We start from the raw sequence: 20,172 nt of genomic DNA, 5'->3' as shown, positions 1-20,172 counted from the left end.
ACATGTGCGGCTCCGACATGTGTGGCACCCACATGTGCGGCTCCCACATGTGCAGACCCCACACGTGCTGTCACGGCATCCGCATGACAGATGTCATCCCGCACCATGGACCCCCGACACTGCCCCGCCCCCGCCCCCTCCCGCCACCATGGTCGGCATGACGACGACAGCGGCACCCCCGGCCACCACCACACCCGCGGCGGTGGCCGGTTTCGACCAGGTGACCAAGACCTACGGCAGCGTGCGGGCGGTCGACGGTCTGACGCTCACGCTGCACCCCGGCGAGACCGTCGCCCTGCTCGGTCCCAACGGCGCGGGCAAGTCCACCACCCTCGACCTGCTCCTCGGGCTCAAGCACCCCGACAGCGGCACGGTCCGGCTGTTCGGCACCACCCCGCGCGAGGCGATCACCGCCGGGCGGGTCGGCGCCATGCTGCAGAGCGGCGGGCTGATGGAGGACGTGACGGTCGCCGAACTGGTCCGCCTCGCCTGCGCGCTGCACCCCAAGCCGCACAAGCCCGCCGACGTCCTCGCCCGCGCAGGCGTCACCCAGATCGCGGACCGCAAGGTCAACAAGCTCTCCGGCGGCCAGGTCCAGCGCGTCCGCTTCGCGCTGGCCACCGCCGGGGACAGCGACCTGATCGTCCTGGACGAGCCCACTACCGGCATGGACGTCTCCGCCCGCCAGGCGTTCTGGGCCACCATGCGCGAGCAGGCCGACCAGGGCCGTACCGTCCTCTTCGCCACCCACTACCTCGAAGAGGCGGACGCCATCGCGGACCGCGTGCTCGTGCTGCACCGCGGACGCCTGCTGGCCGACGGCACCGCCGCCGAGATCAAGGCACGCGCGGGCGCCCGCCGCATCGCCTTCGACCTGGACGGCGAGATCGACGAGACCGCGCTCGCCGCACTGCCGTTCCTCACCTCGTCCGACGTCTCCGGGCAGACCGTGCGCCTGCAGTCCACCGACGCCGACGCCACCGTGCACGCCCTGTACGGACTCGGCGTCTACCCCCGCAACCTCGAAGTGGCCGGACTCGGCCTTGAGCAGGCGTTCGTCGCCCTCACCGCGGCCGAGGAGGCCAAGCAGGCATGAATCCGCTGATCAAGCTCGAACTCACCCGCGCCCTGCGCAACCGCAAGTTCCTGTTCTTCTCCGTGCTCTACCCCTCGATCATCTTCCTGATCTTCTCCAGCAGCGGCGGTCCGAACGCCAAGGTCGACGGCAGCGGCGGTCTGACCGTGGCCACCTATCTGATGGTCTCCATGGCGTCCTTCGGCGCCCTGACCGCCGTCCTCATGGGCAACAGCGAGCGCATCGCCAAGGAGCGCGAGAGCGGCTGGGTACGCCAGCTCCGGCTCACCTCGCTGCCCGGCCACGGCTACGTCCTCGCCAAGACCGCCAGCGCCGCCGTGGTGAGCCTGCCGTCCATCGTCATGGTGTTCGTGGTCGCCGCCGCCGTGAAGGACGTACGCCTCGACGCCTGGCAGTGGCTCGCCCTCACCGGGGTCATCTGGGCCGGCAGCCTGGTCTTCGCCGCGCTCGGCGTCGCCATCGGCTACCTCGCCTCCGGAGACGCCGTGCGCCCCATCACGATGATCGTGTACTTCGCGCTGTCACTGCTCGGCGGTCTGTGGATGCCCTCCACCGGGTTCCCGAAGCTTCTCCAGGACATCGCCGACTGGCTTCCCACGCACGCGTACGCTGCCCTGGGACGCGCGATCGAACAGAGCCAGGCCCCGCACGCGCGGGACGTCGCCGTCCTCGCCGTCTACTTCGTCCTCTTCGCGGGCGGGGCGGCCTGGCTGTACCGGAAGGACACGCTGAAGGCGTGAGCGTCATGACGGAAGACCGGCGGACGTCCGACGCGCTGGACACCCCCATGGGGCGTCCGCCGCGCACCCGGCGCGAGCTGTGGGTGAAGCTGCTGTGGATCGGCGTCTGGCTGGTCTTCCTCAGCTCGCCCGTCCAGGACCTGGTCGACGGCCACCACAGCACCGCGGCCACCTGGGGCGGAGCACTCGGTCTGACCGCCTTCGTCGGCGTCTATCTGAGCCTGGTCTTCCGCAACATGGGACGGCCGTACTCCGGGCGCGTCGTGATCGTGCTGCTCCTGGTCCTCGGCGTCCTCGCCCCGCTGCTCGCCTACACCCTCGGCGGCGCCTGGCTCGGTCTGTTCGTCTACCTGTCGGTTGCCTGCGGGGCGACCCTGCCGCCCCGGGCCACCTACTGGGCGATCCCGGCGTCGGCGGGGCTGATGTACCTGGTCGGACTGCATTCCGACAGAGCCGAGGCCCGCGGCTTGCTGCTCCTGGTGGCGCTCATCGGGTTCGCGATGGTCGGCGTCGGACAGCTCGTGCGCACCACCGTCGAGCTGCGCAAGGCACGGGCCACCGTCGCCCAGCTCGCCGCCAACGAGGAGCGCCTGCGCCTCGCCCGCGACCTGCACGACCTGCTCGGCCACTCCCTCTCGCTGATCACGCTGAAGAGCGAGCTGGCCGGGCGGATGCTGCCCGAACAGCCGGAGAAGGCCGCGCAGCAGGTCGCGGACATCGAGCGGGTCAGCCGCCAGGCGCTGGTGGACGTGCGCGAGGCGGTCACCGGCTACCGGCGCCCCCGGCTCGCCGCCGAACTCGCGGGCACCCAGGTCGCCCTGACCGCCGCCGGAGTGGTCTGCGAGGTCCCCGCCGAACCCGACCTCACCGGCGTCCCCGAGGAGGCGGAGGCGGCGCTCGCCTGGACCCTGCGCGAGGCGGTCACCAACGTGGTCCGGCACAGCGGCGCCGACCGCTGCGCCGTCGAGCTGCTGCGCCGCCAGACCCTGGACGGTCCGGTCCTCGAACTCACCGTCCAGGACAACGGCTCGGGCGGCTCCGCCACCGTGCCGGGCAACGGGCTCACCGGGCTCACCGAGCGGCTGGAGAAGGCGGGCGGGAGCCTGGAGGCGGGGCGGGCCGGGCGCGGCTTCCGGCTGGTCGCCCGCGTCCCCGTGGCCGCCGGGGCGGACGTAGGATCCGGGGCATGACGCGCACGATCAAGGTCCTCCTCGCCGAGGACCAGTCGATGGTCCGCGAGGCGCTTGCCGCCCTGCTCGGACTGGAGGACGACATCGAGGTCGTGGCCCAGGTGGCACGCGGTGACGCGGTCCTGCCCGCCGTCGCCGAGCACGGGGTGGACGTGGCCCTGCTCGACATCGAGATGCCCGGCTGCACCGGCATCGAGGCGGCAGCCCAGGTGCACCGCGCGCACCCCGGCGTGAAGCTCGTCGTGCTCACCACCTTCGGGCGCCCCGGCTATCTGCGCAGCGCCATGGAGGCGGGCGCCGACGCGTTCCTCGTCAAGGACGCCCCCGCCGCCCAACTCGCCGCCGCCGTACGGCGCGTGCTCGACGGGGAGCGGGTCATCGACCCCACGCTCGCCGCCGCCGCGCTGGCCGAGGGCGCCAATCCGCTCACCGACCGCGAGCGCGAGGTGCTGCGCGCCGCCGCCGACGGCTCCACCAACGCCGAGCTGGCCAAGGTCCTCCACCTGTCCCAGGGGACCGTGCGCAACTACCTGTCCACCGCGATCCAGAAGCTGGCGGTACGGAACCGGGCGGAGGCGGTGCGGATCGCACGGGAGAAGGGGTGGCTGTGAAACGGGGTTTCCGGCTGTGAGCGGTGCTTTCAGCGCTTTCGGCTGTGAGCGGGCCGCCTGGCCGTGCGGGGCTCGGCTGTGAACCGCGCTTTCAGCGTCCTCGGCTGTGAACGGCTGTACCGGTAGCGACCGCCCGTCCGGCTGTGAACCGTGCTTTCAGCGCTCCCGGCTGTGAAGCCCCCGCCCACGCCCACTCCCACGCCCGCCCCCGCCGTCAGTTGAGCAGCGCCCGTGCCGCCCGTGCCTGCGCCCGCGCCCGTTCCTCCGCCACCGGGTCGACCACCGCGACCAGCTCCGCGTACGCCTCCAGCTCCGCCGCGCCCTCCGTGAACGCGCCCCGCTGCACGAGCAGCCGCGCCCGGTCGTAGCGCAGCCGCGCCGGATGCGCGGGCAGCAGCAGCCCCAACTCCACCGCCAGCAGGGCGATGTCCGAGCGCTCAGGACGGGCGGCGGCCCACGCCCGCACGTTGTTCAGGATCCGCTGGACCACCTCGACCGGCGTCGCGGGCACCAGCGCCGCCGGATCCAGCGGCGCCCCCGTCGCCCCCACCACCAGCAGGTCGGCGTCCGCCCGGGTCAGCAGCCGCCCCCCGTCGAACGGGTCCGCCAGGACCATCTCCTCGCCCGAGGGACCGAACCCCACCACGAAGTGCCCCGGCAGCGACACGCCGTACACCGGCGCGCCCGCCCGCCGGGCCACCTCCAGCCACACCACCGACAGCAGGATCGGCAGCCCGCGCCGCCGCCGCAGCACCTCGTGCAGCAGCGAGGACTCCAGCCGCTCGTAGTCCCCGGCCGTGCCCCGGAACTCGCACTCCTCGCCGAGCAGCCGCTCCAGCGCCTCGGCCCAGGCACGCGGACCGCCGGGACGGTACGGCACCCGCCCCGCCAGCTCGTCCAGCGCCAGTTGTGCCGCGTCCAGCCCCGCCTCGTCCAGCGAGCCGTCCGCCTCCGCGCCGATCAGCAGGCACAGCGCGGACAGGTCCGGACGGGACGAGCGCGCCTCCTCCGCGAACCTCCGCCGCAGCTCCGCCGACCGCTCGGCGGGCGGCGGGTACGGAGGCGGGAGGTAGGGCGGGCGCTTCGCCGGTTCCTGGCCGTCCACGGCGCCTCCTACGGCCGCCCGGCGCCGGAGCCGTCCGGTGCCCGGTAGTGGTGGTAGGCGTGGTGCGGGGCGAAGCCCAGACGGTCGTACAGCGTCCGCGCGCCCGTGTTGGACTCCTCCACCTGGAGCCACGCCGCCGAGGCGCCCTCCTCCAGCGCACGCCGTGCCAGCGCGGCCATCACCTCGGTGGCAAGACCCTGCCGCCGCCGCGCGGGATCGACCTCGACCGCCGCGAAACCCGCCCAGCGTCCGTCCACGACACACCGCCCGATCGCCGCGGGCGCCTCACCCGCCGCGCCGGGCACCGTGGCGAACCACACCGACGGTCCTTCCCCACTCTCGACTTCGCTCGACCGGGGGGACCCCCATCCGAGCACCCGCAGGGCCACGTCGCTCACTCCCTTGCGCTGGTACCGCGCGAGCCACGCCTCGTCCGCCTCGCGGGAGAGGACCACACCGGCGCCCTCCGCCCGGTCCGCGACCGGCGCCAGACCCCCGGTCCACAGCTCCGCCGTGACCTCCCGGGTCCAGTCGCGCTGCTCCAGCTCCGCGCACAGCGGCTCCGGCACACCGTCGGGGCCGCTCGCGGTCTGGACGTAGGCGGGCAGACCGCGCTCGTCGTACCAGCGTCTTACGGCGAGCAGGGCCGCGTCGAGCGGAAGACCCGGTTCACCCAGCGGCAGCACACTGTTCGCCCGCCGGGTGAATCCCCCGGCGGCTCTCAGCTCCCACTGCCCGAGCCGCTCGCTCTCCACCGGTCGCCACGCCCGCGCGGCGACCTGGGCCAGCTCCGCCTGCCCCGCCGCCGGACCCCGCCGACGTGCGGGAACAGCCGGAACGACCTTGCCCGCGACGAGCCCGGATTCCTGAATCCGTACCGTTCGGCCGTCCCGTTGTGTGATCATGAGCACGCCGTTGTCCCATGATGTGAGAACACCTACCGTGTCGGTGAACTTCTCACCCGGCCTCCCGGTCTGCGTCAACCGTCGCACCGAGACCCGTTTGCCCACGTCAGCAGGGGCAATTCGGACCTCGAGGCGTCCTGGCGCCGATATTTCCACTGGTCGGTCCACCCCTTCTGTTCGGATCACGTCCCGGAACGGAGATACTAGGGGCGGGCATCGACGACGCCGCGCTCCCGCGCGCCAGGCGGCGGAGCCTGAGGAGGCCCGCCAGCGCCCTATCGAGGAGGAACGACAGCGTGACCTACGTCATCGCGCAGCCTTGTGTAGACGTCAAGGACAAGGCGTGCATCGAGGAGTGCCCGGTCGACTGCATCTACGAGGGCCAGCGGTCCTTGTACATCCACCCGGACGAATGCGTCGACTGTGGTGCCTGTGAGCCGGTCTGCCCGGTCGAGGCGATCTTCTACGAGGACGACGTCCCGGACGAGTGGAAGGACTACTACAAGGCGAACGTCGAGTTCTTCGACGAGCTCGGCTCGCCCGGCGGTGCCAGCAAGCTCGGTCTGATCGAGCGCGACCACCCCTTCGTCGCCGCGCTGCCGCCGCAGGGCGAGTGACGCCGGGGCCGCGCCCGCGCGGTCCGCACGAAGACAGCACCGCCTCGGTCCCGTACGGCCCCGGTCCCCGGACCACCGCCGTACGGGACCGAGGCGTTCGCCGTTACCCACGAAAGCGAGCAAGTCCCGTGTCCGCAGTCTCCGACCGGCTCCCCACCTTCCCCTGGGACAAGCTGGAGCCGTACAAGAAGACCGCCGCCGCGCACCCCGGCGGCATCGTCGACCTCTCGGTCGGCACCCCGGTCGACCCGGTCCCCGAGCAGATCCAGAAGGCGCTGATCGACGCCGCCGACTCGCCCGGCTACCCGACGGTCTGGGGCACGCCCGCGCTGCGCGACGCGATCACCAACTGGCTGGAGCGCCGCCTCGGCGCCCGCGACGTCACCCACCGCCACGTCCTGCCGGTGGTCGGCTCCAAGGAACTCGTCGCCTGGCTCCCCACCCAGTTGGGTCTCGGCCCCGGCGACCGCGTCGCCCACCCGCGCCTCGCCTACCCCACCTACGAGGTCGGCGCCCGCCTCGCCCGCGCCGGGTACGAGGTCTACGACGACCCGCGCGATCTGGACCCCGAGGGTCTGAAGCTCCTCTGGCTCAACTCCCCGTCCAACCCGACGGGCGCGGTCCTCTCCAAGGACGACCTCACGGGGATCGTCGCGTGGGCCCGCGACCACGGCGTCCTGCTCGTCTCCGACGAGTGCTACCTGGAGCTGGGCTGGGAGGCGGACCCCGTCTCGGTCCTGCACCCGGACGTCAACGGCGGCTCCTACGACGGCATCGTGGCCGTCCACTCCCTCTCCAAGCGGTCCAACCTGGCGGGCTACCGTGCCGCCTTCCTCGCGGGCGACCCGGCCGTCCTGGCGCCGCTCCTGGAGATCCGCAAGCACGGCGGCATGATGATCCCGGCGCCCACCCAGGCGGCGATGGCGGCGGCGCTCGCGGACGACGAGCACGTGCGCGTGCAGCGGGCCCGCTACGAGTCCCGTCGTACGCGTCTGCGCGAAGCTCTGCTCGCCCACGGGTTCCGCATCGACCACAGCGAGGCGAGCCTGTACCTGTGGTCCACCCGGGGCGAGTCCTGCTGGGACACCGTGGCGCATCTCGCGGACCTGGGCATCCTGGTCGCGCCCGGGGACTTCTACGGCGAGGCGGGCGCGCAGCACGTCCGTGTGGCGCTGACGGCGACGGACGAGCGGATCGACGAGGCGATCCTCAGGCTCAAGGCGTAACCGCGCCCCGCACAGGCGAACGGGGTCCAGGAGCAGCACCCCTGGACCCCGCGAGCCAAGAAACCTCAGCCGAGCGGCAGCCCGCTCTTGGACACGTTCCCCAGCAGCCCCCCGGCCGTCCCCGTCGCCTTGCTCGCAGCCGGCGCCGCGTTCTTGACCGCCCCCGCCGCCGGCACCGCGTCCTGCACGACCTTGTTCCCGGCGAGGTGGGACACCCCGTCCAGCGCGCTGAGCCCCCCGAGACCCGGCGCCGCGGACGGGCGCTGGGCCGCCGCTCCCGCGGTCCCGGCGACACCGACCCCCGCCACCGCCCCCACCGCGGTGAGAAGCAGGGCACGGGCAATCCGACGGCTCACAGGCACAGACATGGTCGCTCCAATCAACGGCGATGAACTCTGCCGTGACTACCGCGCGAACCCGCCGAAGGTTGCGGACACCCAAGGTAAAAAGACAATAACTACGGCCCGGTGACGATCCGTACGCTCGCCGGAGAGGACTCCGCGCCCGCCGTGCCCCCGCCCGGCGCCGGATGCCAGTCGCCCCCGCCGTTGGACGCGGTCCACTCCCGCCCCGCGTACGTCACCCGGGAGATCCGCAGCGCGGAGGAGTTGGCGACCGCCCACTGCGCGAGCTGCCACCCCCGCTCCCGCTCGTCGCGCCCGCTGGCGTCCGTCCTGTCGCCCTGCGGCACCGGAACCGTCACCGTCCGCCCGCGCGCGGTCGCGGTCACGCTCGGGGACGGCGAGGGCGAGGGAACGCTCGTACCGCCCACCTCCGCGCCGGTCTCCTGGAGCGCGTCGCGCCCGAAGTCCCGTACCAGCGCGGTCCGTACGGCGTCGGGACCCACCGCGCCGGACGCCTGCATGGAGCGTCCGTCGCAGGTCAGGGTCGCCGCCGAGTAGCCGGTGAGCGCGGTGGCGAGCAGCGCGGCGTCCGACTCGTGCTTGGCGTACGCCTCGGGGAAACCGCTGCGCTGGACCTTCTGCGCCGCGACGGTGAGCGGGAGTTCGGTGTAGTCCGGCACGCGCGCGAGATGGGCGTAGAAGATGCCCGCCGCGTACGCCGGGTCCATGATCTGCTGCTCGGAACCCCAGCCCTGCGAGGGACGTTGCTGGAAGAGACCGAGCGAATCCCGGTCGCCGTGCTCGATGTTGCGCAGCCCGGACTCCTGGAGCGCGGTGGCCAGCGCGATCGTCACCGCCCGCAACGGCATCCCGCGCCCGGTGCCGACGGCGGCGATGGTGGCCGCGTTGCCCGCCTGCTCGGGGGTGAACTCGTACGAGACGCGCGCGTCCGTCGCCGAGACCACCTTGCAGCCGCGTGCGGCTCCGCCTCCGGTGACGTACTGCACCACGAGGTAGGCGGCGACGGCGGAGAGGACGACCAGCGCCGCACAGACGCGCACGACACGGCCGCGGCGCCTGGGGCGGGAGGGGGACGGCTCTGACACGCGTACAAGGTACTGGAGTACGCAACCCCGTTCGCACGGGGACGGCGACGGCGCCCGCGTTAGGGTCGGGAGCATGGCCGAAACCTCGCTTGACCTCACGCTGGACGCCGCCGAGCTGACCGCACGGCTCGTGGACGTCCCCTCTGAGAGCGGCACCGAGAAGCCGCTCGCCGACGCCATCGAGGCAGCCCTGCGCGGTCTGCCGCATCTGACGGTGGAGCGCTTCGGCAACAACGTGGTCGCCCGGACCGGACTCGGCCGCGCGGAACGGGTGATCCTCGCCGGGCACATCGACACCGTGCCGATCGCGGACAACGTGCCCTCCCGGCTCGACGAGGACGGCGTGCTGTGGGGCTGCGGCACCTGCGACATGAAGGCGGGTGTCGCGGTCCAGTTGCGCATCGCCGCCACCGTCCCCGCGCCCAACCGCGACCTGACCTTCGTGTTCTACGACAACGAGGAGGTCGCCGCCGAGCTGAACGGTCTGAAGAAGCTGGCGGAGGCTCACCCGGAGTGGCTGGAAGGGGACTTCGCGGTCCTGCTTGAGCCCTCCGACGGGCAGGTCGAGGGCGGCTGCCAGGGCACGCTGCGGGTCCTGCTGAAGACCAGGGGCGAGCGGGCGCACTCCGCGCGCGGCTGGATGGGCTCCAACGCCATCCACGCCGCCGCCCCGATCCTCGCCCGCCTCGCCTCGTACGAGCCCCGGTGGCCGGTGATCGACGGTCTGGAGTACCGCGAGGGTCTGAACGCGGTGCGCATCGGCGGGGGAGTGGCGGGCAACGTCATCCCCGACGAGTGCGTGGTCACGGTCAACTTCCGCTACGCGCCCGACCGTTCGGAGGAGGAGGCGATCGCGCACGTCCGCGAGGTGTTCGCGGACTGCGGCGTCGAGGAGTTCGTGATCGACGACCACAGCGGCGCCGCGCTGCCCGGTCTCTCCCACCCGGCCGCCGCCGCCTTCATCGACGCGGTGGGCGGCGTCCCGATGCCCAAGTACGGCTGGACGGACGTCTCCCGCTTCGCCGCGCTCGGCATCCCGGCCGTCAACTACGGTCCCGGAAACCCCCACTTGGCCCACAAGCGGGACGAGCGCGTGGAGACCGCGAAGATCCTCGCGGGCGAGGAGCGGCTGCGCGGCTGGCTGACCGCCTGAAACCCGCCGCCCGAGCCCGCACCACACGGCGCCTCGTCCCGGACATGCTCACGTCCCCCCGCCGTAACGGATGCGGATCTAGGCTGAGGACGAAATACCGGCAAGTGGAGGGAGCGCACATGGCCACGGGAAACCCCGAGGGGAAGAAGCGCCCGCCGGACGAGCAGCGGCTCGGTCCGGTCCTCAGGCGGCGCGGCCAGGTGCAGGCCAGCACCACCGACCAGCGGCTCCTGGACGAGCGCGCCCCCACCGACTGGGTGCACACCGACCCCTGGCGGGTGCTGCGCATCCAGTCGGAGTTCATCGAGGGCTTCGGCACGCTCGCCGAGCTGCCGCCCGCGATCAGTGTGTTCGGCTCGGCGCGCACCCCGGTGGACTCGCCGGAGTACGACGCCGGTGTACGCCTCGGACGCGGTCTGGTGGAGGCCGGCTGGGCGGTGATCACCGGGGGCGGTCCCGGCGCCATGGAGGCGGCCAACAAGGGCGCCCTGGAAGCGGGCGGCGTCTCGGTCGGCCTCGGCATCGAGCTGCCCTTCGAACAGGGGCTGAACCCGTACGTCGACATCGGGCTGAACTTCCGGTACTTCTTCGTCCGAAAGATGATGTTTGTCAAGTACGCCCAGGGTTTCGTCGTCCTGCCCGGCGGGCTCGGCACCCTGGACGAGCTGTTCGAGGCGCTCACCCTGGTGCAGACCCAGAAGGTGACCCGGTTCCCGATCGTCCTGTTCGGCAGCGCGTACTGGGGCGGACTGGTCGACTGGCTGCGCGGCACCCTGGTCGCCCAGGGCAAGGCGTCGGAGAAGGACCTGATGCTCTTCCACGTCACGGACGACGTGGACGAGGCGGTCGCCCTTGTCTCCAAGGAGGCGGCCCGCTGAACCCCGCCCCAGGGACGGCGAGGTGCCGTCCCTGGGGGCACGCGGGGCGTGTCCTGGGGCGGCTCCTCAGGCCAGACCCCGCCGCGCCGTCGCGGGCGGCCGGTGCCCGGCGATCGACGCCACCATGTCGAGGACCTGCCGGGTCTCCGCGACCTCGTGCACCCGGTACACCTGCGCGCCCAGCCACGCCGACACCGCCGTGGTCGCGAGCGTCCCGATCAGCCGCTCCTTGACCGGCTTGTCCAGGGTCTCCCCGACGAAGTCCTTGTTGGACAGCGACACCAGCACCGGCCAGCCCGTCGCCGTCATCTCGCCCAGGCGGCGCGTCGCCTCCAGACTGTGCCGGGTGTTCTTGCCGAAGTCGTGCCCCGGGTCGATCAGCACCGACTCGCGCGGCACACCGAGCGCCACCGCCCGCTCCGCGAGCCCCAGGGTGACGTCCAGGATGTCGGCCATGACGTCGTCGTACGCCACCCGGTGCGGGCGCGTACGCGGCTCGGCGCGCCCCGCGTGCGTGCACGCCAGACCCACGCCGTACCGCGCGGCGACCTCCGCCAGGCCGGGGTCGGCGCCGCCCCACGCGTCGTTCAGCAGATCGGCGCCCGCCTCGCACACCGCCTCCCCGACCTCGGCGCGCCAGGTGTCCACGCTGATCACCACGTCCGGGAACCGGCGCCGCACCTCGGCCACGAAACCGACCGTGCGCCGCGCCTCCTCCTCCGCCGTGACCTCCTCGCCGGGACCCGCCTTCACCCCGCCGATGTCGATGATCGCCGCCCCCTCGGCCACCGCCTGTTCCACGCGTGTCAGCGCGGCGTCGTCGGTGAACGTGGCGCCGCGGTCGTAGAAGGAGTCCGGGGTCCGGTTGACGATCGCCATCACCACCGGCTCGTGCGGCCCGAATTCCCGCGTGCCCAGCCTGAGCATCCCCTGTGACCTCTCCTCACCCGCCCACGGCGATCCCGTCCGTGGGCCCTGACTGTCAGCGTCGCATGGCACGATCGGACCCAGACACATTGGGCCACCGGCACCGCGCCGGGCACATCGAGCTTGGGGAACCCTGGCGATGCTGATGTTCTTGTTCCTGGTCGTCGCGCTGGCCGTCGTGGTGGCCGCGGTGACGCTCGCCGTGGTGGGCGGCGGGGAGAGCACCCCGCTCCCGGAAGCCGCGCCCGAGCGGCTGACGGACCCGCTCCCGGCGGACCGTCCGGTCGGCGGCGCCGACGTGGAGAGCCTGCGCTTCCCGCTGGCCCCGCGCGGCTACCGCATGGCCGACGTGGACGACGCGCTCGGCCGGATCGCCGCCGAACTTGCCGAGCGCGACGCCCGGATCGCGGACCTGGAGTCCGCGCTCGCCGGTGCCCGCGGCGCCGGACCCACCCGCCTGGACAAGCCCGGACCCGAGGAGGCGTGATGAGCGACGGCACCGCACTGGCGGGGTCCGACGGCAGGCTCCGCTGCCCCTGGGCGCTGTCCGCCGAGGAGTACGTGGCCTACCACGACGAGGAGTGGGGGCGCCCGGTCCACGGCGACGACGCCCTCTTCGAGCGGCTCAGCCTGGAGGCGTTCCAGTCCGGGCTTTCCTGGATCACCATCCTGCGCCGCAGGCCCGGCTTCCGTGCCGCGTTCGCGGGCTTCCACATCGAGAAGGTCGCCGCCTTCACCGACGAGGACCGCGAGCGGCTGCTGGCCGACACCGGGATCATCCGCAACCGCGCCAAGATCGACGCCACGCTCGCCAACGCGCGCGTGCTCGCGGAGTGGTCCGAGGGCGAGCTGGACGAGCTGATCTGGTCCCACGCCCCGGACCCGGCCGGACGCCCGGTGCCCAGGGTCCTCGGGGACGTGGCCGCCGTGACGCCCGAGTCCACCGCCCTGTCCAAGGCGCTGAAGAAGCGGGGTCTGCGCTTCGTCGGACCCACGACGGCGTACGCGCTGATGCAGGCCTGCGGGCTGGTCGACGACCACCTGGAGACCTGCGTCGGCAGAGGGATCACCCGGGGCGCCTGAGCGGGCGCGGGCGGGCTTTTCGGGACGTCCGCCGGTCAGCGGCCGAGGTACGTCGGCTTCCGCTTCTCCACGAACGCCCGCACCGCGATCGCGTGGTCCTCGGAGGCGCCCGCGCGGCTCTGGAGTTCGTCCTCCTTCTCCAGGGTCTCGGCGAGGGAGTGGGACAGCCCGTAGGCCACCGACTCCTTCAGCGCCGCGTACGCCACCGTCGGGCCCTCGGCGAGCCTGCGCGCCACCCGCTCGGCCTCGGCGCGCAGTTCGGCGGCGGGCACCAGCCGGTTCGCGATCCCCAGCTCCAGCGCCTCCTGGGCGGTCAGGGAGCGCGGGAAGAGCAGCAGATCGGTGGCGCGGCCCGGACCGACCACGCGGGGCAGCGTCCAGGAGATCCCCGAGTCGGCGGTCAGCGCGACCCCGGCGAACGAGGTGTTGAAGGACGCCGTGTCCGCCACGAGGCGGTAGTCCGCCGCGAGCGCGAAGCCGAAGCCCGCCCCGGCAGCGACCCCGTTCACCGCCGCGACCACCGGCTTCGGCGCGTCCACCAGGGCGCGCACGATCGGGTTGTAGTGCTCCTTGACCGTGCTCATCGTCTGCCCCGAGCCGGATTCCCGGTCGGCGGCGAGGAGCCCGATGTGCTCCTTGAGGTCCTGGCCGACGCAGAAGGCGCGCTCGCCCGCCGCCGTCAGCAGCACCGCCCGCACCGCCGGATCGGAACCTGCCGCCTCCGCCGCCTCGCGCAGGGCGTTCTTGGTGGCGATGTCCAGGGCGTTCATCGCCTCGGGACGGTTCAGCTCGATCGTCGCGAGCCCGTCGTTCACCTCGTAGAGCACGGTGTCGGCCATGGCGCGTCCCCTCCGGTGTCGCGGCTGTGACGTACCGACCGGTACGCCCTTGTCCGAGGACAGCATGGCGGAGATCGCCGCTCCTGGGCCGCGGTGTCCGTGTGACCTGCGTCAAAGAAAACCGGTACGGAGTGCCCCGGGAGCCGTGTGCGCGGCGGCGAAGTATCGCAGGCACATCCCCGAATTGAGTGGTTTTGCTCGCGCGCGTTGCCCAAGCGATGCCGACCGATGTTGGTCATCGGGTCCTGCGATGCGGGATAATGGCTGGGAAGCAATGTGTTCGATGCCGGTGTCGTGTGTCCCCTCAGTGGACCGCGGGTGCCCTCCGTGGGGTCGTCGGCAGACGATGAGCCTGGTTTCAGGAAGGGGTACGAGCATGGCGGCCATGAAGCCGCGGACGGGTGATGGCCCGCTCGAGGTGACCAAGGAGGGGCGGGGCATCGTCATGCGCGTTCCGCTCGAAGGCGGCGGTCGACTCGTCGTCGAGCTGACCCCTGACGAGGCCGAGGCGCTCGGCGACGCCCTCAAGAAGGTCGTCGTCTGACGCGCTCCCGATCTCCTGATGACCCCGGTACCGCTCGCGGTGCCGGGGTCATCGCGTTTTTGGGGCGGGTACGGCACGCCGGGGAACGGCTCGACGCCCGGCGGAACCGGCTCAGCGCTTGACGGCGCAGAGCAGCCCGTCGCCCACGGGCAGCAGCGAGGTCACCAGCTCCTCGCTCTCGCGCACCGTGCGCAGCAGTTCGCGCAGCCGCAGCACCTCGGTCGGCTGCGGACCCGAGTCGACCGTACGGCCGCCCGCGAAGACGCCCTCGAAGACCACCAGACCGCCGGGGCGCAGCAGCCGCAACGATTCAGCGAGGTAGCTGGAGTACTCCAGGCGGTCGCCGTCGCAGAAGACGAGGTCGTAGCCCGCGTCCGCGAGGCGGGGCAGCACGTCGAGGGCGGGACCCGGGATGAACCGCGCCCGGTTGCTGGCGAAGCCGCAGGCGCGGAACGCCTGCCGGGCGAACTGCTGGTGCTCCGGCTCCGGATCGACGGTCGTGAGGACCCCGTCCGGGCGCATGCCGTGCAGCAGGTGGATCCCGGACACGCCGCAGCCGGTGCCGATCTCGGCGACCGCCTTGGCGTCCACCGAGGCGGCCAGCAGCCGCAGCGCGGCACCCGTGCTGGGCGTCACCGAGCGCAGCCCCGCGTCCCGGGCCCGGTCGCGGGCCCAGAGCAGTGCTTCGTCCTCGGCGACAAAGGCGTCGGCGAACGCCCAGCTCGTCTGCCGGTTGCCGGTAATGGCCCTCTCCTGTCCCCGTAATTGCCTCGGCGTGACTGTATCCGTTGGGGACGGGAACCCGCAGATGGGACCGAGCGTTCAACAGGATGAGCCGGCACATCGCCGGGCGGGTGGAACGCGACGGGGGCGAAGGGTGACGCAGGGTGCGGAACACAAGCGCACGCAGCCGGACGACCCGGGGCGCCGCGCGTCAAATTCTCGTAAAACCGCTTATCCGGAGCTAACGGGCGAGGTGGCTATGGTAGGGGCTCCACTGGACACCACCAGAGCCGACAGGGGAGGTGCGGCCGCGCCCGGGGACCGGGGAGGAGTGCTGCGGCGCTTTCTCGGGTCGGGCAGGCCGAAATCCGTGACCGACACCGCTGCTGACCGTCCCGCCGGAATCGCCGCCGGCGACTCCCAGACCGCGCAGACCGCGACCTTCGCCACCGACGCGGACGCACAGGCGTGGACTCCGCCCAGTTGGGAGGAGATCGTCAGCACGCACAGCGGTCGCGTCTACCGCCTGGCCTACCGCCTCACGGGCAATCAGCACGACGCGGAGGACCTCACCCAGGAGGTCTTCGTCCGCGTCTTCCGCTCGCTGTCGACGTACTCGCCCGGCACCTTCGAGGGCTGGCTGCACCGCATCACCACCAACCTGTTCCTGGACATGGTCCGGCGCAAGCAGCGCATCCGCTTCGACGCCCTCGGCGACGACGCGGCCGAGCGCCTGCCCAGCCGCGAGCCCACCCCCCAGCAGGTCTTCAACGACGCCCACTTCGACGCGGACGTGCAGCAGGCGCTGGACACCCTCGCGCCCGAGTTCCGCGCCGCCGTCGTGCTGTGCGACATCGAGGGGCTGTCGTACGAGGAGATCGCCGCGACCCTCGGCGTGAAGCTCGGCACCGTCCGCTCCCGCATCCACCGCGGCCGCTCCCAGCTCCGCAAGGCACTCGCCCACCGCTCGCCCGAGGCGCGCCGCGCCGAGCGCCGCTCCTTCGTGGCGGCGGTGCCCGCACTCGGCGGAGGGGGCACACCCGCGTGAGCGCATCCCGGCCCGAACCCGCGACGGCACACCTCGCGGAACAGCACCTGGGAGACCGGCTCTCCGCCCTGGTCGACGGAGAACTCGGTCACGAGACGCGCGAGCGCGTCCTCGCGCACCTGGCCACCTGCGGCCGGTGCAAGGCGGAGGCGGACGCGCAGCGGCGCCTGAAGAACGTGTTCGCGCAGGCGGCCCCGCCGCCGCCCTCCGAGAGCTTCCTCGCCCGCCTCCAAGGGCTGCCCGGCGGCGGTCCCGACAGCGGGGACCCGTTGCCCGGCGGTCCCTTCGGACCCGGTCCCGACGCCGGGGTCTTCGGCGTGCGCGACCCCGACCGCTTCGCCTTCGGCTACGTCCCGGCCGTCCCCGCCCACGCGGCCGTGCCCGAGGAGCAGGGTTTCCGCATCCACCCCGTCGGGGAGCGGTCCGCCTCGCGCGGGCTGCGGTTCGCGGTCGCCGCCGCCGGAGCGGTCTCCCTCGCGGCGGTCGCCCTCGGCGGCGTGGGCGGCGCCCTCCCCGGCGACGTCACGGCGGACGCCCGCGGCGGCTCCGGCGCGGGCAGCAACGTGGCCCCGGCCCGCTCGGCCAGTACCGGCACCGGCATGAGCACGGGCACCGGCACACCGGGTACGGCAGCCGCGCCGGAAGCCCAGCGCCGCCGCGCCACCGCCCCGCTGCTCGCCCAGGGCGCCGGACAGCTCGGCCAGTTCCCCGTGGTCCCCACCTCCGTCTCCGCGCCCCTGCTGCCCGGCGTGCCCTCCCCGGCGGACGGTCGCGCCCAGGACACCGCGCGCGACCTCGCGCTGCCGTCGACGCCCTCGGCTGCCGCCACCCCGCTGATACGCCCGCTGGACGAGATCACCCCGTTCTCTGTCAACTCCGCCGCGCCCACGGCCTCCTGGGCCCCCGTCCCCGGACCCTCCGCCGCGCCCGCCCCCGCCACGTCCCCGTTCCGGCAGACGCCCTGACCGCCGCCCGCACTCCTCACGCCAGACCTGGTTGAATCCTGTGAGCCGTGCCCGGACCGCTTGAACCCCGGGCACCGCCAGGGGACCGAGTCCCGCGGCCACCACCGACACACCCGGCCGCGGCCAGCCGTGGGGAGAGCATGAACGAGGGCAACCCGCCGTACGTCCCGGACGACGAGCGGGAGGGACCGCGGACGCGGACGCCTGCGGCTGGGCTCGGCCCGGCGGAACCGGGGGCATCTCCTGCCCCGCCCCTCCAGGACCCCGGAGCGGCACCCGCCCCCGGGACGCCCCTGGTGCCCCCGCAGGCGCCGTATCCCGCCGCCGACGCCCTCCCGGACCCGGCGACCCGCCAGGCACCCCACGCCGACCCCTGGGGCCGCTACGACCCCTGGGCCGTGTCGCACGCCCCCCTTCAGCAGACCGGTGCCGCCGTGCCCGTGGAACGGCGCTCGAAGCGGACGGTGCTGCTCGGGTGGGGGGTCGCCGTCGCGCTCCTCGCCGGAGGCGTCGGCGGGTTCGCCGGGGCGTGGCTGGAGCGGGCCGGGATCGGGGACGTGCATCTGCCGCGGGCGGCGAAGGTGCCCGCGGGGCGGGCGCCCGACAGTGTGGCCGGGATAGCCGCGCGGGCGCTGCCCAGCGTCGTCACCCTGCATGTCAGCGGCGACGACGAGGCGGGGACCGGCACCGGGTTCGTCCTCGACACGCGCGGCCACATCCTCACCAACAACCACGTCGTCGCGCCCGCCTCCTCCGGCGGCGAGATCACGGTGACGTTCAGCGGCGGCGACACCGCCCGGGCCCGCGTCGTCGGCCGGGACAGCGGGTACGACCTCGCCGTCGTCCAGGTCAGCGGCGTCAGCGGGCTCACCCCGCTGCCGCTCGGGGACTCCGACGACGTGCGCGTGGGAGACCCGGTCGTCGCCATCGGCGCCCCCTTCGACCTGGCGAACACCGTCACCTCCGGCATCATCAGCGCCAAGGAACGCCCCATCACCGCGGGGGGCGAGAAGGGCGACGGCAGCGACATCTCCTACGTCGACGCGCTCCAGACCGACGCGCCGATCAACCCCGGCAACTCCGGCGGTCCGCTCCTCGACTCGCACGCCCAGGTCGTCGGCATCAACTCCGCCATCCGTTCCGCCGGAAGCGACGCGGACTCCGGCGAGAGCCAGGCGGGTTCCATCGGGCTCGGCTTCGCCATCCCGGCCAACCAGGCGCGGCGTGTCGCCGAGGAGCTGATCAACGAGGGACACGCCACGCACCCCGTCATCGGCGTCACCCTCGACATGGGCTACACCGGAGACGCCGCCCGCGTCTCCGCCAAGGGCGGCACCGGCGGTCCCGCCGTGCAGCCCGGCGGGCCCGGCGACCGGGCCGGGCTGAAGGCGGGCGACCTGATCACGGCGGTCGACGGCCACCGGGTCCACTCGGGCGAGGAGCTGATCGTCAGGATCCGCGCCCACCGCCCCGGCGACCGGCTTCGCCTCACCGTGGAACGCGCCGGAACCCAGCACGCCGTCTCGCTGGTCCTGGGTGCCTCCGGGCGGAACTGACGGAAGTCTCACCCGGGCGCGGTACCGGACCGCCGACCGCGCCGGGTACCGTTGAGCGACCGAGGACATCCCAAGGAGCTTCAGGTGTTCAATGACATAGGGCCGCTTGAGCTGGTCACGCTCATCGTCCTCGCCGTGCTCGTCTTCGGTCCGGACAAGCTCCCCAAGTTCATCCAGGACGTCACGCGCACGATCCGCAAGATCCGCGAGTTCTCGGACAGCGCCAAGCAGGACATCCGCAGCGAGCTGGGTCCCGAGTTCAAGGACTTCGAGTTCGAGGACCTGAACCCCAAGACCTTCCTGCGCAAGCAGTTGGCCAACGACGAGCTGGGGCTCCAGGAGATCCGCAGCGGCTTCGACCTCAAGCGCGAGATGAGCGACCTCACGGACTCGGTCAACGGTCACGACACGGCCGTACCCGCCGTCCCGCAGACCCCGTCGGGCGGGCGGATCGACATGACCAAGCGCCCCGACCTGACCAAGCGTCCCGACACGCCGGTCCCGGACGAGCGTCCGCCCTTCGACGCCGACGCCACCTGAGCCCGTCCCACCCGCACCGAGCCCCGGCTCACCCGTACGGCCCACCGCGCGACACGCGGCCGTATCCGTCCCTCACGACCCCCTGAACGGCGCGTACCTGCCGCCCATCGCGTCCGCCCGCTTCCCGCGCGACCCACGAGCAGGGCGGTTTCCCAGCGGCTCTCAGCGGTGTGGATATGCTGCCGAGTTGTTGTGCGGACCGGGCGCGTACGCCCGAAGGGGGGCGGGCAGCCCCGGTCCGACGAGAGCGAGGAGGCGTCCGGGCATGGAGACGACGAGTCGGGTGGGCGCGAAGACGCCGGCCGCGGCGGGCGGACAGCGGGGCCCGTCCGGCCACCGATCGGTCGACGGCTATCTGCGGGCGCCCTTCCCGTGGTACGGCCTGGACGAGGCGTTCACGGGCGCCCGCTGGCTGATGCAGGTCGGCACCGCCGCCGACGGCGCCGTGGAACACGGGTCGATCGGCCACGGCGAGGAGCCCTCGGTGCTGGGCGAGTACAGCGCCTCGGCGGCCGACGAGGCGAGGGAGAAGTTCGCGGTCGTCGTGACCGTCCCGGTGAACCCCTCGCGGCGCAGCGCGGACGGCACCGGGCTCCTGGAGGCCACCTCGGTCTCCTCGGCGGCGTGGCTGGCCGGGGTGGGGCTGCTGTCGGTCACCTGGCCCGGCCAGATGGACCACACCCTGCGCGACGACTGGCTGGACCAGCAGACCGAGACCGCCTGGGCGCTCGCCGACGACCTCCAGGGCGCGGAGTGGTCCACGCTCTCCCTGCCCGTGGACGGCGTCGCCACGCCCTTCCACTACCGGGAGTCCGAGTTCGGCTGGGTGCTCGCCGGTGCCACCGAGGCGGGCGTCCACGTCGGCGCGTACGGCCGGGGCATGAGCGCCTACGGGCTCGGCTTCGCCGTCGTCAAGGACATCGGCGCCTACGCCTGACGACACGGAAAGGGGGGCACCGGCGCGACCCGCCGGTGC

General features: G+C 73.0%; 23 protein-coding genes. 16 read left to right on the top strand and 7 right to left on the bottom strand.

Going from position 1 to position 20,172, the window contains the following annotated elements; translation table 11 throughout:
- Positions 1–157: 157 nt before the first annotated feature.
- From IF655_RS14050 to IF655_RS14035, 4 genes are read left to right on the top strand one after another with little or no spacing between them, the layout of a single operon-like run.
- On the top strand, positions 158–1,096 hold the full coding sequence (locus IF655_RS14050) for an ABC transporter ATP-binding protein (protein WP_199585057.1): 939 nt from the start codon (positions 158–160) through the stop codon (positions 1,094–1,096).
- Positions 1,093–1,836 (top strand): ABC transporter permease, encoded by a 744-nt coding sequence (locus IF655_RS14045; RefSeq protein WP_199585056.1) that lies wholly within the window; start codon positions 1,093–1,095, stop codon positions 1,834–1,836. The genes IF655_RS14050 and IF655_RS14045 overlap by 4 nt, the downstream gene beginning before the upstream one ends.
- Before the next feature lie 5 nt (positions 1,837–1,841).
- Positions 1,842–3,026, top strand: coding sequence for a sensor histidine kinase (locus IF655_RS14040; RefSeq protein WP_242488733.1), 1,185 nt, complete (start codon positions 1,842–1,844; stop codon positions 3,024–3,026).
- Positions 3,023–3,637: a DNA-binding response regulator gene (locus tag IF655_RS14035; protein ID WP_199585055.1), complete on the top strand. Its 615-nt coding sequence runs from the start codon at positions 3,023–3,025 to the stop codon at positions 3,635–3,637. Before IF655_RS14040 ends, IF655_RS14035 begins: the two co-directional genes overlap by 4 nt.
- A 214-nt stretch (positions 3,638–3,851) precedes the next feature.
- Here IF655_RS14035 and IF655_RS14030 read toward each other — a convergent pair whose 3' ends face one another.
- Together IF655_RS14030 and IF655_RS14025 are read right to left on the bottom strand one after the other, a co-directional pair.
- Positions 3,852–4,742 (bottom strand): transglutaminase-like domain-containing protein, encoded by an 891-nt coding sequence (locus IF655_RS14030; RefSeq protein ID WP_199585054.1) that lies wholly within the window; start codon positions 4,740–4,742, stop codon positions 3,852–3,854.
- An 8-nt stretch (positions 4,743–4,750) separates the two neighbouring features.
- Complete coding sequence (locus tag IF655_RS14025; protein WP_199585053.1) at positions 4,751–5,803, bottom strand: GNAT family N-acetyltransferase; 1,053 nt, start codon at positions 5,801–5,803, stop codon at positions 4,751–4,753.
- Between the two features lie 140 nt (positions 5,804–5,943).
- Between IF655_RS14025 and fdxA the strand changes: the two genes are divergently transcribed.
- Both fdxA and dapC read left to right on the top strand, forming a co-directional pair.
- Positions 5,944–6,264, top strand: coding sequence for a ferredoxin (gene fdxA / locus IF655_RS14020; RefSeq protein WP_018544323.1), 321 nt, complete (start codon positions 5,944–5,946; stop codon positions 6,262–6,264).
- A 128-nt stretch (positions 6,265–6,392) separates the two neighbouring features.
- Entirely contained in the window at positions 6,393–7,490 is a 1,098-nt protein-coding gene (gene dapC / locus IF655_RS14015; protein WP_199585052.1) for a succinyldiaminopimelate transaminase, read from the top strand.
- 65 nt (positions 7,491–7,555) lie between these two features.
- Here dapC and IF655_RS14010 read toward each other — a convergent pair whose 3' ends face one another.
- Both IF655_RS14010 and IF655_RS14005 read right to left on the bottom strand, forming a co-directional pair.
- Positions 7,556–7,846, bottom strand: coding sequence for a hypothetical protein (locus tag IF655_RS14010; RefSeq protein WP_374100287.1), 291 nt, complete (start codon positions 7,844–7,846; stop codon positions 7,556–7,558).
- Positions 7,847–7,947: 101 nt separating this feature from the next.
- Entirely contained in the window at positions 7,948–8,940 is a 993-nt protein-coding gene (locus IF655_RS14005; RefSeq protein WP_199585050.1) for a heavy metal transporter, read from the bottom strand.
- Between the two features lie 73 nt (positions 8,941–9,013).
- Here IF655_RS14005 and dapE point away from each other — a divergent pair, with 73 nt between their 5' ends.
- The gene (dapE, locus tag IF655_RS14000) at positions 9,014–10,093 is read left to right on the top strand and encodes a succinyl-diaminopimelate desuccinylase (RefSeq protein WP_199585049.1); all 1,080 of its coding nucleotides are present in this window, start codon (positions 9,014–9,016) and stop codon (positions 10,091–10,093) included.
- A gap of 119 nt (positions 10,094–10,212) precedes the next feature.
- Positions 10,213–10,971 (top strand): TIGR00730 family Rossman fold protein, encoded by a 759-nt coding sequence (locus IF655_RS13995; RefSeq protein ID WP_199585048.1) that lies wholly within the window; start codon positions 10,213–10,215, stop codon positions 10,969–10,971.
- A gap of 66 nt (positions 10,972–11,037) precedes the next feature.
- On the opposite strand, the gene folP is transcribed toward IF655_RS13995, so the two are convergent.
- Complete coding sequence (gene folP, locus IF655_RS13990) at positions 11,038–11,898, bottom strand: dihydropteroate synthase (protein WP_199585047.1); 861 nt, start codon at positions 11,896–11,898, stop codon at positions 11,038–11,040.
- A 139-nt stretch (positions 11,899–12,037) separates the two neighbouring features.
- On the opposite strand from folP, the gene IF655_RS13985 reads away from it, so the two are divergent.
- Together IF655_RS13985 and IF655_RS13980 are read left to right on the top strand one after the other, a co-directional pair.
- A complete protein-coding gene (locus tag IF655_RS13985; protein WP_199585046.1) occupies positions 12,038–12,385 on the top strand; it encodes a DivIVA domain-containing protein in 348 nt (115 codons plus the stop codon).
- Positions 12,385–12,981: a DNA-3-methyladenine glycosylase I gene (locus IF655_RS13980; protein WP_199585045.1), complete on the top strand. Its 597-nt coding sequence runs from the start codon at positions 12,385–12,387 to the stop codon at positions 12,979–12,981. The genes IF655_RS13985 and IF655_RS13980 overlap by 1 nt, the downstream gene beginning before the upstream one ends.
- A gap of 35 nt (positions 12,982–13,016) precedes the next feature.
- On the opposite strand, the gene IF655_RS13975 is transcribed toward IF655_RS13980, so the two are convergent.
- Positions 13,017–13,820 carry an enoyl-CoA hydratase/isomerase family protein gene (locus IF655_RS13975; RefSeq protein WP_199585044.1) on the bottom strand — a complete coding sequence of 268 codons (804 nt, stop codon included), beginning with the start codon at positions 13,818–13,820 and terminating at the stop codon, positions 13,017–13,019.
- Between the two features lie 376 nt (positions 13,821–14,196).
- Between IF655_RS13975 and IF655_RS13970 the strand changes: the two genes are divergently transcribed.
- Complete coding sequence (locus tag IF655_RS13970) at positions 14,197–14,364, top strand: DUF3117 domain-containing protein (RefSeq protein WP_018544333.1); 168 nt, start codon at positions 14,197–14,199, stop codon at positions 14,362–14,364.
- Positions 14,365–14,475: 111 nt separating this feature from the next.
- Here the strand turns inward: IF655_RS13970 and IF655_RS13965 are convergent, their stop codons facing one another.
- Entirely contained in the window at positions 14,476–15,174 is a 699-nt protein-coding gene (locus IF655_RS13965) for an O-methyltransferase (RefSeq protein WP_307814927.1), read from the bottom strand.
- 244 nt (positions 15,175–15,418) lie between these two features.
- Here IF655_RS13965 and sigE point away from each other — a divergent pair, with 244 nt between their 5' ends.
- From sigE to IF655_RS13940, 5 genes are all read left to right on the top strand, one after another.
- Positions 15,419–16,135: an RNA polymerase sigma factor SigE gene (gene sigE, locus IF655_RS13960; RefSeq protein ID WP_199585043.1), complete on the top strand. Its 717-nt coding sequence runs from the start codon at positions 15,419–15,421 to the stop codon at positions 16,133–16,135.
- Positions 16,132–17,100, top strand: a complete 969-nt coding sequence (locus IF655_RS13955) for an anti-sigma factor (protein ID WP_199585042.1) — start codon at positions 16,132–16,134, stop codon at positions 17,098–17,100. The genes sigE and IF655_RS13955 overlap by 4 nt, the downstream gene beginning before the upstream one ends.
- 140 nt (positions 17,101–17,240) lie before the next feature.
- Complete coding sequence (locus tag IF655_RS13950) at positions 17,241–18,656, top strand: trypsin-like peptidase domain-containing protein (RefSeq protein WP_242488724.1); 1,416 nt, start codon at positions 17,241–17,243, stop codon at positions 18,654–18,656.
- Positions 18,657–18,740: 84 nt separating this feature from the next.
- Positions 18,741–19,196, top strand: coding sequence for a sec-independent translocase (locus IF655_RS13945; RefSeq protein WP_199585041.1), 456 nt, complete (start codon positions 18,741–18,743; stop codon positions 19,194–19,196).
- A 265-nt stretch (positions 19,197–19,461) separates the two neighbouring features.
- Positions 19,462–20,133: a hypothetical protein gene (locus IF655_RS13940; RefSeq protein WP_199585040.1), complete on the top strand. Its 672-nt coding sequence runs from the start codon at positions 19,462–19,464 to the stop codon at positions 20,131–20,133.
- Positions 20,134–20,172: the final 39 nt, after the last annotated feature.

This window comes from Streptomyces sp. DSM 110735 (assembly GCF_016482685.1).
GTDB lineage: Bacteria > Actinomycetota > Actinomycetes > Streptomycetales > Streptomycetaceae > Streptomyces.
This window is presented reverse-complemented; position numbering and strand designations above follow the sequence as displayed.

Excerpts from the sequence above, each read along its gene's own strand:
- IF655_RS14050 (WP_199585057.1), top strand. The coding sequence starts at position 158 with ATGACGACGACAGCGGCACCCCCGGCCACCACCACACCCGCGGCGGTG.
- IF655_RS14045 (WP_199585056.1), top strand. The coding sequence starts at position 1,093 with ATGAATCCGCTGATCAAGCTCGAACTCACCCGCGCCCTGCGCAACCGC.
- IF655_RS14040 (WP_242488733.1), top strand. The coding sequence starts at position 1,842 with ATGACGGAAGACCGGCGGACGTCCGACGCGCTGGACACCCCCATGGGG.
- IF655_RS14035 (WP_199585055.1), top strand. The coding sequence starts at position 3,023 with ATGACGCGCACGATCAAGGTCCTCCTCGCCGAGGACCAGTCGATGGTC.
- dapE (WP_199585049.1), top strand. The coding sequence starts at position 9,014 with ATGGCCGAAACCTCGCTTGACCTCACGCTGGACGCCGCCGAGCTGACC.
- IF655_RS13995 (WP_199585048.1), top strand. The coding sequence starts at position 10,213 with ATGGCCACGGGAAACCCCGAGGGGAAGAAGCGCCCGCCGGACGAGCAG.
- folP (WP_199585047.1), bottom strand. The coding sequence starts at position 11,898 with ATGCTCAGGCTGGGCACGCGGGAATTCGGGCCGCACGAGCCGGTGGTG.
- IF655_RS13985 (WP_199585046.1), top strand. The coding sequence starts at position 12,038 with ATGCTGATGTTCTTGTTCCTGGTCGTCGCGCTGGCCGTCGTGGTGGCC.
- IF655_RS13980 (WP_199585045.1), top strand. The coding sequence starts at position 12,385 with ATGAGCGACGGCACCGCACTGGCGGGGTCCGACGGCAGGCTCCGCTGC.
- IF655_RS13975 (WP_199585044.1), bottom strand. The coding sequence starts at position 13,820 with ATGGCCGACACCGTGCTCTACGAGGTGAACGACGGGCTCGCGACGATC.
- IF655_RS13970 (WP_018544333.1), top strand. The coding sequence starts at position 14,197 with ATGGCGGCCATGAAGCCGCGGACGGGTGATGGCCCGCTCGAGGTGACC.
- IF655_RS13950 (WP_242488724.1), top strand. The coding sequence starts at position 17,241 with ATGAACGAGGGCAACCCGCCGTACGTCCCGGACGACGAGCGGGAGGGA.
- IF655_RS13940 (WP_199585040.1), top strand. The coding sequence starts at position 19,462 with ATGGAGACGACGAGTCGGGTGGGCGCGAAGACGCCGGCCGCGGCGGGC.